The organism is Thermus scotoductus DSM 8553, from assembly GCF_000381045.1.
Lineage (GTDB): Bacteria > Deinococcota > Deinococci > Deinococcales > Thermaceae > Thermus > Thermus scotoductus.
This window is the reverse complement of the sequence record NZ_KB905729.1, coordinates 40,377-53,372: the sequence shown is the minus strand read 5'-3', so window position 1 is coordinate 53,372 and position 12,996 is coordinate 40,377. Positions and strand designations below refer to the sequence as shown.

The following is a 12,996-nucleotide window of genomic DNA, read 5'->3' as shown; positions in this document are numbered from 1 at the left end:
GCTACCTCCACCCCTGAAGTTTGCGTGAGAAGCGACCGTAGCGCAGTTTCCTGAGTGCCTTCTTTTCCAACTGGCGCACCCGTTCCCGGGATATGTGGAGGATGTCCCCAACCTCCTCCAGGGTGCGCATTACCCCATCCGCTAACCCGTAGCGGAGGCGGATAACCGTGGCTTCCCTATCCGTCAAGTGCTCCAGCGCCTTCTCCACCTCGGCCTTCAGAATGGACTGGAAAGCCCTGTCCATGGGGGAAGGGGAAGACTCATCGGGGATGAAGTCCCCAAAGAAGTTCTCCTCATCATTCCCCACGGGGATTTCCAGGGAAATGGTGTGCTGGGCGTAGCTCAGCACCTCCTCCACCCGCCGGGCATCCCAGTTTTCACCCATAACCCGGGCCACCTCCTCAGGAGTAGGCTCCCGATGCAACTGCGTCTCCAGGTCCCTAATCACACGAAAAAGCCTGTTGATGGTTTCCACCATGTGCACAGGAAGCCGAATGGTGCGGGCTTTCTCCGAAATGGCCCGGTTGATGCTCTGGCGAATCCACCAGGTGGCATAGGTGGAAAACTTGAAGCCCTTGCGGTAATCAAACCTGTCTACTGCCCGTATAAGGCCCAGGTTGCCCTCCTGGATAAGGTCCAGGAGGTCCAATCCCCGGCCCGTGTGCTTCTTGGCGATGGACACCACCAGCCTCAGGTTGGCCTCGATGAGGTGCTGGCGGGCGGCCTCGCCTTCACGGACAAGGTGAAGGTACCGCTTAAGCTCCTTGAGAAGACTCTTCAGCTTGGCGTCCACCTCGTCCACCATCTTGGGATTCAGCTTGTCCCTGAGGCCAAGGATCTGGCTAATGCGGGCCGTGCCCAGAATCTTGGCCCGCACCACCTCTTGAATCAAACCCCGGTCCAACCCCGTAGCTTGGGAAAGCCTTTCCAGCGCCTCGTTACCCTCCCGCACCTTACGGGCAAGCTCCACTTCTTCCTCCAGGGTGAGAAGGGGAACCTGGCCGATTTCGTGCAGGTACAGGCGAACAAAGTCAGGATACGGGCTTTGCCCGTGACCAGGGTCAGCCCCTTCACCCTGGGGAAGTTCTTCCTCAATGGCAAGCAAATCTTCGGGCGTTGGCTCCGGGATGAGTTCCTGGTCAAGGTCTGGGCTGATAGACACGGGCTCCGGTGCTAAGATGTGGTTTACCATCTGCACCTCCTAGAAAAACTCCCTGCGCAAAGCCTCTGCGGAGTTATCTTCCAGAGGCTTCTTGACCCGAACATGCAGGCGGTACAACCGGTCCCGCAAGGCATTCAGTTCCTCTGCCAGGGCCTTGACTTCCGGCAAAAGCACCCGCAAAGCCTGGGGGTTGTTCTGGTAGAACTCCATAAGCTTAACCGCCTCCAAACGGATGAGGCGGGCATTAGCCTCTATGAACTCCAAAGCTTCCACCATTTTCATGGCTCCTCCCGGTAAAGACAGCCTTGAAGGCCTCCAAAGCCAGGGGTCCCTGGTGCAGTACCTCCCTGGCTACCAGGGTTTCCCCAAGCCATACCTCCAGACCAAAAAAGGGTTCCTGAGGGTCATAGAAGACCACCAGAGCATCCCCCCGTGCCCGGGGAACGGTAAAGTCCCTGGGCTCCTCGTACTTCACCCAGTACCGGTAAACCCCACTGGGCTCGGGGTACAGAAGGCGGTCGCCAGCCCTTATCACCGGTACGGGGTGGTCCTCCTCGGGAAAGTAGTACACAAGCTGACCCTCGGGAACCTCCTCCAAAGAAGCAAAGGACCGATAAGGGTATCTACCCCTGTAGAGAACAAACATCTCCACCCCCCTGGGGGGGTGCTGTAGCACCCCCCCGAAATCAGGTCAAAAGCTCCCTGAGCTTAGCCAGGGTCTTCTCCTCTATCTGCCCGTCCTTAAGAGGCACCCACAGCTTCTCCAGGCGGTAAAGATACCGCCCAACCCCGAACTTCACGGCGGCCCTCTTCAGGGCATCCGAGAAAGCGGCCTTGAGGGTATCGCCTTCCCCAACGTCCTCCTTGGTTGTGCCAAGGATGGTAAGACGGCACCGCACCTCCACAATGCGGCCCTTATCCGTTTCCCGGTCGGCCAACACCTCGTAAGCATCCTGCCAACCCTCGGGACCCACCACCTCGTCCAACCGGTCCAGCACAGTACGGGCATCCACATAGGCCACCACCAACCCCCGAGTACGGTCCCGATTGGTGGCCTGAACCTTCCACCCCACCTCATCGGGCGGAAATGGTGCCGCAAGCCGCTCAAAGACCTCGTTTGCCATCTCACACCTCCATCTGTCCCGTTCTGGGTCAGCCCCGTAGGGGCTATCTTGACAACATTCGTGGTAGTTGACCTCCTTATGGAACCATTCTTTGTACTTGTGGAAGTTGCTTTACACCGTCCAGGACGGCATTTGTGATAGTTGACCCCCCGTGTGGAACTATGCTGACAACATACTTCCACACTTTTTATGCCGTCCTGGACGGCATCTGTGATAGATGGGGGGTTAGAGGGGGGTAAACTTTACCATTTTGTAGTTGAGTGGGGTGCGCTAAAGTTCAATCCGGTCTACCGCTTCGCCTTCTCGGTTGAGGGCGAGGAGGTAGGCGTTGTAGCCGGACTGGTGGGCGTACCAGAGGGCGAGGATAGCCGGGTAGAGTTTATCGTAGATGTCGGTGTAGTCATCGTAGTGAAGCTCGTACAGGACGGCTCCTTTCATGAGAAGCCTTTCCTCATCTACAAAGACAGCCTCTCCGCCGATGGTATCCACCCTACCGTGGTGGTGGCGAACCACCACCACGGGGTCTGTTGTGGCGACCTGGTGCATTCTGGCTACAGTCATGGAACCTCCTAGGGGAAAATCACCACCCGCTTTTCCACCCGATAGTCCTCCGCTTCCTCCAGCACCCAGACGATTTCCGCCAACACAGCTCCTCTGTCCAACCCCCGCTGGAGGAACCTCAGCGCATCCTTAAGCGACCCGGCATCGGACGCCAGGGTCGCCCGTTCCTCCTCGTTCTCAAAAACCACCGAAACCACAATCTTCTCGTACCGCTCGGGAACAAATGGCTTCAGGTTCATCCACCACCTCCGTGGATGTACGCTCACCTGACTGGACCGGGCGGGGCCTAGGCCCCGCCCGTTTTACCAGTCAAAGGAGGCGATTTTAGCGAGGGAGTTAGCGGCCTGGGTGGTATCTTTGCCGTGGTAGCCGATGGCGGGGTTGTAGTGGAGGTGTTGGCCGAGGACTTCGTTCAGGAAGCGGCTGGGTTGGATGGGGCCTCTTTCGCCCATTTGGTAGGTGGTGAGGTAGAGGGTTTCCTTAGCTCTGGTGATGCCCACATAGAAGAGACGGCGTTCCTCCTCCAGGGAGTCCTGTTTTTTGGTGGATTGCCACGAGGGGAAGAAGCCTTCGGTTAGCCCCACCAGAAAGACCGTATGGAACTCCAGGCCCTTGGAGGCGTGGAGGGTCATGATTTTGACCCCCTCTTCCTTTTCCTCGGGGTCTTCAAGACTCAGGAAAACATCCTGGAGGAAGAGTGCCAGGTCCCCCTTAGGGGTGCGTTCGGCAAATCCCCTAAGGGCATTGGCTACCTCTTCCAGGTTGGCCCAGCGGTCTTCTGCCGCTTCCCGAACCCCCTCGGCCAGGTCAAGGAGGATGGGCAGGAAGAAGTCTTCCCGCCACTCGGAAAGCCAGGAAGCGAAGGCATTTGCCAGGGCGAACCCGTGGTGGCCGTGAAGCTCCTGGGCGGAGGTAAGGACTTCCAGAAGCTTCGCCCCCTCGGGCACCTTCTTGAGAAGCACCGGGTCCGCCGCCGCCTTAGCCGCCTTCTTGGGGCCGAACCCCGGTACCGTCTGGGCCACAACCTCCGTCAGGGCCAACTGGTCCCCGTAAGAAGCCTGAAGCAACGAGAGGACCAGTTTCACCTCACGCCTGGCCCAGAACCCCACCCCGCCCACCACGGTGTAGGGGATGCGGTACTGGCGAAGCGCCGCCTCTATGGAACGGGAGTGGGACAGTGAGCGCATGAGGATTGCGATTTCCTCGGGCGGCACCCCGCTTTCCAGGGCCAGCTTTGCGGCCTCGGCCACAAAGAGGGCCTCTCCCTCCCGGGTTTCGGCAGTCACCTTGAGGGGCAGTTCGCCGTCCCTGAGTGCCTGAAGCGGCAGGTCTTCCCGGTAGCGGTTGTTGCGGATGATGCTCAAAGCCGCCTCGGTGATGCCCCGGTGCGACCGGTAGTTGGTGGACAGCTTGTACACCCGGGCGTGGGGGAAGTGGCGTTTGAACTCCAGGATGAGGCGGTAGTCCGCTCCCCGCCAGGAGTAGATGGCCTGGTTGGGGTCCCCCACGGCCACGATGTTCTCTTCCGGGCCGAGGAGGAGGCGGAGAAGACGGAACTGCTGGAGGTTGGTGTCCTGGTACTCGTCCACGGTGAGGAAGCGGGTTCGGCTGGACCAGACCTGGCGGATTTCCGCATCGTGTCCCAGCAGGTCCACAGCGGTCCCCAGGAGGTCGTCAAAGTCCAGGTAGCCCTTTTCCCGCTTAAACTCCTCGTACCGGTCGTAGACCAGGGTCAGGTAAGGTTCCATATCAGCGTACTGGGAGGAAAGGGTAGACCGGTCCCACCCGGCGTTTTTAGCCCGGGAGATGGCTCCCTGGACCGCCTTGGGGGTTAACTTGTGGGGAGCCCCTTCCTCCTCCAGGAACTGGGCGATAACCTTCTTGGCGGCTTCGGCATCCAGGATTTTCAGGTTGTTGCCGTAGGCGTCCCTGAGCACGGAAGCCGCCAGGGAGTGAAAGGTGGAAACCCAGACCCTGGTGGCCTCTTCCTCCCCCACCAGGCGGGCAAGCCTCTCCCGCATCTCCCCCGCCGCCTTGCGGGTGAAGGTCACGAGGGCAATCTCCTCCGGGTTGATGCCCTCCTGAATAAGCCTGGCAGTCCGGTGAACCACGGTACGGGTCTTCCCACTACCGGGACCTGCGATAACCAGGGCAGGCCCCCAGGTGTGGTTTACCACCGCAAGCTGTTCAGGGTTTAGCATGGTTATCCCCCTGGGCAAATGCGGGCACCCCGGGTTTACCCGGGGTGCCCCTACTGACTACCTACGGCGCTTGGGCAGGGTGAGTTCCGCCTCCTGGTCGTCCTCATCCTCCCCGTTTTCCAGGAGGATGACCAGCTTCCCGCTCAGAGGCAGAGCGTCCAGGAGAACCTGGATGCTCTTCTCCCCCTTGAACGCCGTGCCGATGCGGACCCAGAAGGTCCGCTCCTCCTCACCCTCCGTGTACTCACGGGTGGTGAAAACCCTGTACTGCTCCCGCTCCTTTGCCTTCTTGCCGTTCTTCATCACTCACCTCCTTCACCACTCAGACCGGTGGGGCTTACGCCCCACCGTTTTTGCCTACATCAGTTGACAAACCGCCCCTTACCTGCTAACCTGAGAACCGTAAAGGGTGGATTGGAGAGAGGGGGAAAGTGTTGCCCCTCTCTCTTTGCTTCTTCAGAAGGCTCCTGAAAGAACCTGGTTTACCCCTGGCACCGGTGGTGCAGTAGGTGCACCACCGGTGCCCCAAAGGCACCAGGCGTGCACACAAGGCATTTTTGGTACACAAAGTGCACCAAAGTGCCTTTCTTAAGGCATCTGTGATAGATGGAACCAGGGGTAGGGGGTACGAAGAGGGGGGTTTGTGAAAACTTTCCCCCCTCTTGATATCATGGTACTCAGTGTTATGGGGCTACCGGTGGTGCAGAAAAGCCTACCGGTAGCCCACTTTGGCCTTGTGAAGGACTTCTGTGTTGACAGTGATGCACTCAACTACAAAAGGGTAAAGTTTCCCCCTCTATGAACCCCCATCTATCACAGATGCCGTCCAGGACGGCATAAAAAGTGTGGAAGTATGTTGTCAGCATAGTTCCACACGGGGGGTCAACTATCACAAATGCCGTCCTGGAGGGCACGGGCAAACTTACACAGGTGTGTAAAGTGGTTCCACGGAAGGACGAACTGCCACAGGTGTTGTTGGGATGTGGGTTTTTAGGGGATGGTGATGTGGGGGATGAAGGGTGGGGGTGGTTGGTGGTTGCCGATGATGATGGCGAGGGTGGTTATTTTGGGGGGTTTGGTGGGCCATGGGGTATCGCCGTCAGTGATGACGATGGCGATATCGGCCCTGAGTTCCTCGGCCTTTTTGATGCCCTGGGTGATGTCGGTGCCGCCGCCGCCCATGAGGGTGATTTGTTCCGGGCGGAAGACTTTTTGTGCGGTATGTGCGGCGGCGTCGGTGGAGATGACCGTGACTTCCCTAACCTGGCGGAGGATGCCCTGGATTTCCCCCAGGGCCTGGGCGAGTTCTTCTTTGCCCATGGACCCGGAGGTATCCACCACTATGGCTACTTTCGGTTTTAGGCCGTAGTAGCCGGGCATGATTACCGGGTGGTAGGCGTGTCCCCGGCGGTTAGGTTTGGTGTAGGTGGGGCGTTTTTTGCCCAGGTGGTGGGCGATGGTTCCCTTGACCATGCGCCGGAGGACGCTTCGCCAGTCCACCTGGGGGTTGAGGATTTGGTCCACCCAGCGGCGCATACCGCTGGGTAGGGTTCCCCTGCCCTTGGCCTCGTACTCTTTAGCCTTCTGGGCCACGGCCCTGCGGGCCACCTCCAGGGTGCCTTCGTTCACCCCTTCTTCTCCGCCTTCTTCCTCTTCCCAGGGTCCAGGACCGTGTTGGTCCATGCTTCCCTGTTCCTTAGGTGGGGGCTGGTCCTTCAGGAGTTCCAGGTATTCCTCGGCCAGGAGTCCCTGGGGCAGGCCCAGGTCTTGGGGGAAGTAGCCGCCGTAAGGGTGAGGAGGCCGGGGCAGGTCAACCCCGGCTTCTTCAGCGTCGTCGTTGATTTCCAGGTCCAGGGCGATGTTGCCCAGGGGGTGTTTCTTGAGTTCTTCCCCCCTGGGTCCCACGTGTTCCCGCAGGATGTGGTGGACCTCGTGCCACAGCAACCCCACCAGTTGGGTATCGGTGAGGGCGTCCACGAAGCGGGGGTTGTAGTACAGTTTTCCCCGCTTATCCACGGCCATGGTGGGTAGCTTTTCGCTTTCCACCAGGGACAGCAGGTAGGCCACGGGGTAGAGGTAGGGGAAACGGGCCACCAGGGCGGTCCTGGCGGCCCGGATGCGTTCGTTTTGGGTCATGGCTACCTCCCGGTCTACCGCATCTCTGCCACCTTGTTCAGTAGCGGCAGGAACCGTTCTGCTTCTTTGGGCACGGGGAAGGAGGGCTTTCGTTCTTCCCTTGCCTGGGCCAGAGCCCGGAGAAGTCTTCCAGCGGCGGGTACGGCTAGGTCTGCCTTACCCATTTCGGCGGCGTAGCCGATAACCCGCCAGGCCGCTCTCCAGGCTTCAGCGTTCCACTCCCCTGCTGTGGTGGAGGCCACGGCCATGAGGGTGGCGTAGGTGCGGTCGTCCCGGGAGGGCAGGAGGCTGGGGTTTTTCATGACCTCCCTGGGGTCTGGGAGGTCCAGTTCTTGCAGGAAGGCCATGAAGGAGTACCCCACCTTCCCCACGGCTCCCACTACCAGGGTGGCCTGGATGTTTTCCTTGAAGCCCAGGGCGCGGGCCACGCCGAGGGCACGGGCGGCCATATCCCAGGTGCGGTAGCTGGGCCAGGCTTTCCCAGCCTCTTCGCCCTTGGGGGCCATGTAAGCATGGAGAGGGTTCCTCTCCACGTACAGGGCCACCATTTCCCTGGCCCATTCCACCTCATGGGCGAAGGGTTTGGGGTCAGGGAGGGGTGGGTAGAGGGTGTCAAAGCCTTCCCTCATGCCCAAGGCCCATTCCTTGGGTTCCAGGGTCCATTCCAGGTGCAGGAGGCGGTTAGCGATGGGGGGTTCCAGGTCCAGGCCCCCCACTGCAACATTTCCGGGGTTAGCGGCGGCCACGATTCTGCCGGGGAGGTAGACGTCCCCGGCGCACCGTTCGTTGATGACCCGTAACAAGGCGGGCCTCACGTCCTCCGGGACGGAAGAGAGTTCATCCAAGAATAAGATGCTCCTCTCTCCTGCCTCTATCAGGCGCTTCACCCAGGGCATGGGAACGAGGTCCACGCTTCCGTCCCGGGCCACCGGGAACCCTCCGAAATCGGTGCGGTCCCGGGTGGCCCCAATGACCACTTCCAGGTGCCACCCCAAGGTCTTGGCTAGATAAGACACAGTGGCGGTTTTGCCAACCCCTGGCGGTCCCCAGAGGATGACCGGGATGTTGCCCAGAAGGCAAGTGTAGAGGGCCTCCACGTTTTCTCTGAACATGTTGCCTCCTTTCGCTTATTGGACTGGCGGGGGCTAAAGCCCCCGCCGTGGGGTTAATCAAGGTCGGTGTTGAGGAACAGGAGCATGGCTTTCAGGGCCTGGTTGGTGCCCGAGAAGCCGGCTTTTCCCGCCAACCAGGCCATGGTTTCCAGCCAGGAAAGCTGGCTGGGGAAAAGGTCCTTTCTTTGAGGTACAGACACGACAGCAAGCACATCTGTTTTCCCCTTTGCGAACAGGAACAGGATTAAGCTCCGGTATTCTTTGTACCGCATGCCTGGGGGTACCGGGTCTATTGTGTACTCCCAGGCATGAGGACCCTAATCCCCTCTTGGGTGAGGATATTCTCAACCCAGAAAGGAAGGTTGCCTGGCCCTATCCAGGTGAATAGGACCTGGTCCTGGGAGTTTTTCAGTATTCCTTCCTTTACCACCTCCCTTTCTTCCTCTACCTCGTCCCCGAGGTAAACATATTCCTTGTCCACAACAATGATTTTCCCGAGTTGGGTAGAGAAGTCGTACACGAGTTGGAGTTTGTCGGAGGACAGGAAAAGGGTTATCACGATGTGCTTTTCGCCGATATCCACGAGCACGTCCCGGTCTTCTGGGTACACTTCCCCGAGGAACCGGGACACTAGCCTGCTAACGGTTTCCCTCACTTTGTCCATGGTTTCACCTCCTAGAGGGTTTCAGTTTCCAGGGCGGTAATGATCTTGTTCCGACGGCGGGTGATTTTGTGAGCCCGCTTTTTAAGTTCCTTACCAAGACCGGCCACAGGTTTAGTGTGTTTACGGGACTGAAGGAAGAGGGAGATTGTTCTGAGGCTCTTGTATTCTCTCATAGCTTTCCCCATGCGGCTAATCCAGGTCTTCCAGGGCTTCCCGGATAGCTTTTCTTTTTTGGTCCCCACGGGACCGTTGCCGTTTTGTTCTGCGGTCCAGATGGATTTCGGTTGGTCTTCCCCGTCCCCATTCGGGGCCACGGGGAAGGCTCTGAAGAGGTGTTTTACGTTTGCCCATAAGTGTTTTGCCTGAGCCCCTCCCCTCTCAGGCCAATCCCACCCCCGGGATATTCCCAGGGGGAACCACGCTTGTTGGACTACTTCACCACCCAGCCTTTTGGGGCCGGGGCCAGTATCAGGGCATCCGGTGGTGGAGTGTCGGTGAGCACCAGTTCCACCCCGGCAGGGAAGTCATTGGGGTGGACGGTGCCATCCCGGATAGCATCGGGGTGGACGAACACCACACCTGTGTTGAGGGCGTGGTAGAGAACCTGTTTGTCGCTGACCCGTTTTGAACCGAAGGCTGTTTTACCGGTGGTAAGATAGAAGACCATTTTCCACCTCCTTCGCTTCTCAGACAGGCGGGGGGCTTAAGCCCCCCGCCGTTGTTTCCGGTAAGTCATGAGAGCCACCAGAGTGGCTCCCAGGAGGAACCACCCTGGAGTTTTGGCTTCTGGCATTCCGCAGATGCCGCTCAGGATTTCTGGGGTGCACTCCCTTCCCAGCAGGAAGCTGAGGAGGGAGAGTGCTAGCAGGAACGCAGGGGCGAAGGCCATACCTATGCCTCGCTCCATCGTTTGCCTCCTTTCACCTGTCAGACCGGCAGGGCACATCAGGGGCACATCGGGCTCACTTGGTACACCCCCACACCAGGTCCACCGGGTGCCCTGCCGTCTTTAACCCCTCCCCCCTTTGGGGGGAGGGGCAGGGGAGGGGGGACACATCCCCACCCGGGGCGCACCAAAAACACCGGAAAACCCCCGGCTTTTCCCGCCCCTAAACGCCCCTCTAAGCTCCTAAACCGCCATTATCCAAAATGGTTTCACCACGGATTATACCTCGTGGTGTTCTGATGGGCTTATTTTCTGTGTTAGGAAGTATCTCGCTTAACCTAGGGCTGGGCTTTAGTGAGCGTGTTGATGGTGATACCCTCGGGGTCTTCCTTGCGCAGGGCCTGGTCTATGGCCCCCGTAAAGTTGGGGTAGACTTTGTAGATGCCTTTGGACAGGACGACGATGCCGATTTGGAAGGTAGGGCGGGTGAGGCGTTTACCGGTTTCCAGGTCTGGGTAGCCCAGGAGGGGTTTAAGGACGGGGTTTTCCAGGACGTCCCGGAGGTCTTCGCCGTGGACGGTGGCTACGATGTCCACGCCCCGGCGTCTGGCGGTTTCCAGGACTTCCACGTCCCCGTGGTAGCCGATTTCGTCCACCACGATGGTTTCCGGGGAGTGGTTGGTGATGGCCTGCATGATGATGTTGGCTTGTTTGCGGGGGTCGCCCACCATCATGCGGCGGGCGGAACCGATGATGGGGTGGGGTACTGTGCCGTCCCCGGCGATTTCGTTGGAGGTATCCACGATGACCAAACGGGCTTTCAGGGTTTTCGCTTTTTCTTCCACGATGCCCCGAAGGAGCGTGGTTTTGCCCACACCGGGTGGTCCGATGATGAGGGTGGATTCCCTGCCTCCTATCCATTCCCTCAGAGGAGCGGCTATGCCCGGGATGGCCCTCCCAAAGCGTATGGTGAACCCTATTGCCAGTTCGTCCGCATCCCGGATTACCGATATGCGGTGCAGGGTTCCCGGTATACCGGCCCTCCCGTTGGACCGGAAGCTCCCCACTTTGTTGTAGAAGTACTCAATGTCCCCTTGGCTGACTTCCCGGTAGAGTATCTGCTCGCCCCGGATGCGCACCACCAGGGGACGACCCAGGTCCATGGCTACTTCCTCCACCCCGTCAATGTTCTCGGTCAGTATGTTGCGTATCCAGGCGGGGAAGTAGGAAAGCAACCTCTCCGTACCCTGCTTCTCCGCCTCTTCAATCTTCCTGAGCCGCTCGGCATCATCCCACATGGACGGCCTCCGCTTTGGGCCCCTACCCCAAATGAACCTCTTCCACCCTTACCCACTTGCCTCCCAGATTGCGCACCCTGCCCTCCTTCTCCAGGATTTTCAGTTGCTTGTACACCGTGGGCTTGGCTACCCCGAGAGTTTCCACAAGCTCCCGGGCTCCCCTGGGCGTTGCCAGGGCTTCCAGGTACGCTCTCCGCCAATCCCTTCGGGGCGGTTGCCTGTCCCGGTCTACCGGTAAAACCGGGGGTACGGGCGTATCACGGGCGGAACCCGTGTCATGGGCGTAGCCCGTATCCTGGTCTCCTTGCTTACGCAAATGTGTTTGCCCACAAGATAGCTTCGCTGACTCGGGCAAAGCAACTACGCTGGAAACCCGGGCGACCCTGGGGTCTACTTCCAGCAGTTCACCGAGAACCTTTGCTACCACATAGGTAGACACAGGCACGAAGAGGGAGGACAGGAAGATTTCCACTTCCGGTATCCCTTCTCCGGCCCGGCGCATGGAGAAGTAGTTGCCTACCCATACCAATCCCAGGGCTACCACTGCACCCCAGGAAGCCCACCTGGACCCCTTTAGCAGGGAGTTGGACAATAGGGAAAGCAAGAAGGCACTCATCTCCAGGGCGGCGGCCAATCCCACGGCAAACCACCCGGGCAGACTGCCCAGGGTAAGCCGGTACCACTCGCTGAGGTGCCCCGTGGACATCACCAGGGCAAAGGTGTAAGCCAGGATGAGAAGCCCGCTGAGGAAGCCTTTCAGCCTCATCTCTCTCCCCTCACGGGTTGAACCCGTCTGACCCAATGCCAGTAGGTGCTCAGCACCTTCTCCACATACCTCCGGGTGGAGGCCGGTATCCTCCCCGCCCTAACTGCCCCCAGCCCGGCGTTGTAAGCGGCTAGGGCCAGCCGCCAGTCCCGGGTGGCCTCCCAAAGCTCCCTCAGATGCTTGGCCGTGGCCCAGAGCGCCCAATCGGGATGAGCCCGCCACTCCAGGGGGGCTCCCGTCACCCGCTTCCAGGTCCCAGGCATGAACTGGCCCAGGCCAAGCTCCCCGGCTTTACCCACCGCACCTGTGCAGTAGCCGCTTTCCACCCAGACCACCGCCGCCACCAGGTAGGGGTCTACCCCGAATCCCATGGCGTAGCGCCAGGTTTTCTCCCAAAGGTTGTGCGGGACATACCCGCAAGCGTATCCCAATCCCAGGAGAACGGCTACCGGGATGACTGCCTTAATGCCCCTCATCCTTCAGATAGGCCATCTCCTCCATAAGCTCCAGATGGTTTACCCACCGGTCCCAGAGGATGGGTACACCCCAGGCCACGAGAACGGCATACGGGGTGAGCCAGATGTTCAGCAGGAACACCATGGGTACTTCCAACCACAGGAGCACCTTCGCCCACAGGGGAAACCTCATCTTCACCTCCTAATCAGCCCTAACCGCCGCATCACATGCAGAAGAGCCTGCGCTTTCAGGTCATACCGGTACTCACTGCCCGCCGCTATCAGCTTTCTCCCGTACTCCCACCAGACCTTGACCTCCTCCTCGCTCAACTCCCGGGTTTTCCCGTCAGGGTCAGAAAGCCCCGCCACCTGGGGTCCCAATACCCCACGCCGCCCATCCACCAGCACAAAGGACCCCTCAGGCTTCAAGGGCCAGGGGTCCACCAAATACAGCCCCGCTCCCCAGTAAGAAAACACCAGGAAGTAGCTGGCCCCATCGTTGGGGGCCTCCCTTGACCCCACCAGGTACACCCCCCCTTTCCCATCCCTCAGCCGCCTCCATATGGCCTCCATCAGAGGCCTCTCCCGAAAAACAGGGGCCACCACCATCACGTGCTGACCCCTCTCCACC

General features: G+C 59.6%; 17 protein-coding genes and 1 pseudogene. All 18 read right to left on the bottom strand.

The features are described 5' to 3' along the window. Window position 1: 1 nt before the first annotated feature. Window positions 2–1,192, bottom strand: a complete 1,191-nt coding sequence (locus F604_RS0100330) for a sigma-70 family RNA polymerase sigma factor (protein WP_019549928.1) — start codon at window positions 1,190–1,192, stop codon at window positions 2–4. Between the two features lie 9 nt (window positions 1,193–1,201). Further along, window positions 1,202–1,444, bottom strand: coding sequence for a hypothetical protein (locus F604_RS0100325; protein WP_026328882.1), 243 nt, complete (start codon window positions 1,442–1,444; stop codon window positions 1,202–1,204). After that, window positions 1,407–1,808 (bottom strand): hypothetical protein, encoded by a 402-nt coding sequence (locus tag F604_RS0100320; RefSeq protein WP_019549926.1) that lies wholly within the window; start codon window positions 1,806–1,808, stop codon window positions 1,407–1,409. The genes F604_RS0100325 and F604_RS0100320 overlap by 38 nt, the downstream gene beginning before the upstream one ends. A gap of 52 nt (window positions 1,809–1,860) precedes the next feature. Next, window positions 1,861–2,286: pseudogene (locus F604_RS0100315) on the bottom strand (Rad52/Rad22 family DNA repair protein); the annotation flags it as partial. Between the two features lie 270 nt (window positions 2,287–2,556). Beyond that, on the bottom strand, window positions 2,557–2,847 hold the full coding sequence (locus F604_RS0100310) for a hypothetical protein (protein WP_126169812.1): 291 nt from the start codon (window positions 2,845–2,847) through the stop codon (window positions 2,557–2,559). 8 nt (window positions 2,848–2,855) lie between these two features. Continuing rightward, window positions 2,856–3,086 carry a hypothetical protein gene (locus F604_RS0100305; RefSeq protein WP_019549923.1) on the bottom strand — a complete coding sequence of 77 codons (231 nt, stop codon included), beginning with the start codon at window positions 3,084–3,086 and terminating at the stop codon, window positions 2,856–2,858. A 63-nt stretch (window positions 3,087–3,149) separates the two neighbouring features. Further along, on the bottom strand, window positions 3,150–5,048 hold the full coding sequence (locus F604_RS11705; RefSeq protein ID WP_051080474.1) for an ATP-dependent helicase: 1,899 nt from the start codon (window positions 5,046–5,048) through the stop codon (window positions 3,150–3,152). Between the two features lie 57 nt (window positions 5,049–5,105). Then, the gene (locus F604_RS0100295) at window positions 5,106–5,351 is read right to left on the bottom strand and encodes a hypothetical protein (RefSeq protein ID WP_019549922.1); all 246 of its coding nucleotides are present in this window, start codon (window positions 5,349–5,351) and stop codon (window positions 5,106–5,108) included. Between the two features lie 687 nt (window positions 5,352–6,038). Then, on the bottom strand, window positions 6,039–7,184 hold the full coding sequence (locus tag F604_RS0100290) for a vWA domain-containing protein (protein WP_019549921.1): 1,146 nt from the start codon (window positions 7,182–7,184) through the stop codon (window positions 6,039–6,041). Between the two features lie 14 nt (window positions 7,185–7,198). Then, window positions 7,199–8,296 carry an ATP-binding protein gene (locus tag F604_RS0100285; protein ID WP_019549920.1) on the bottom strand — a complete coding sequence of 366 codons (1,098 nt, stop codon included), beginning with the start codon at window positions 8,294–8,296 and terminating at the stop codon, window positions 7,199–7,201. Between the two features lie 53 nt (window positions 8,297–8,349). Next, the gene (locus tag F604_RS12815) at window positions 8,350–8,568 is read right to left on the bottom strand and encodes a hypothetical protein (protein ID WP_155984129.1); all 219 of its coding nucleotides are present in this window, start codon (window positions 8,566–8,568) and stop codon (window positions 8,350–8,352) included. 17 nt (window positions 8,569–8,585) lie between these two features. Further along, on the bottom strand, window positions 8,586–8,960 hold the full coding sequence (locus tag F604_RS0100275) for a hypothetical protein (protein ID WP_019549918.1): 375 nt from the start codon (window positions 8,958–8,960) through the stop codon (window positions 8,586–8,588). Between the two features lie 430 nt (window positions 8,961–9,390). Then, window positions 9,391–9,627 (bottom strand): hypothetical protein, encoded by a 237-nt coding sequence (locus tag F604_RS0100270; protein WP_019549917.1) that lies wholly within the window; start codon window positions 9,625–9,627, stop codon window positions 9,391–9,393. A 557-nt stretch (window positions 9,628–10,184) separates the two neighbouring features. Next, window positions 10,185–11,144 (bottom strand): AAA family ATPase, encoded by a 960-nt coding sequence (locus F604_RS0100260; protein ID WP_019549915.1) that lies wholly within the window; start codon window positions 11,142–11,144, stop codon window positions 10,185–10,187. A 22-nt stretch (window positions 11,145–11,166) separates the two neighbouring features. After that, on the bottom strand, window positions 11,167–11,910 hold the full coding sequence (locus F604_RS0100255) for a winged helix-turn-helix domain-containing protein (RefSeq protein WP_019549914.1): 744 nt from the start codon (window positions 11,908–11,910) through the stop codon (window positions 11,167–11,169). Next, the gene (locus tag F604_RS0100250; protein ID WP_019549913.1) at window positions 11,907–12,386 is read right to left on the bottom strand and encodes a lytic transglycosylase domain-containing protein; all 480 of its coding nucleotides are present in this window, start codon (window positions 12,384–12,386) and stop codon (window positions 11,907–11,909) included. Before F604_RS0100250 ends, F604_RS0100255 begins: the two co-directional genes overlap by 4 nt. After that, window positions 12,373–12,558: a hypothetical protein gene (locus tag F604_RS0100245; protein WP_019549912.1), complete on the bottom strand. Its 186-nt coding sequence runs from the start codon at window positions 12,556–12,558 to the stop codon at window positions 12,373–12,375. The genes F604_RS0100250 and F604_RS0100245 overlap by 14 nt, the downstream gene beginning before the upstream one ends. 2 nt (window positions 12,559–12,560) lie before the next feature. Continuing rightward, window positions 12,561–12,995 carry a hypothetical protein gene (locus F604_RS0100240; RefSeq protein WP_248644080.1) on the bottom strand — a complete coding sequence of 145 codons (435 nt, stop codon included), beginning with the start codon at window positions 12,993–12,995 and terminating at the stop codon, window positions 12,561–12,563. Window position 12,996 lies beyond the last annotated feature (1 nt).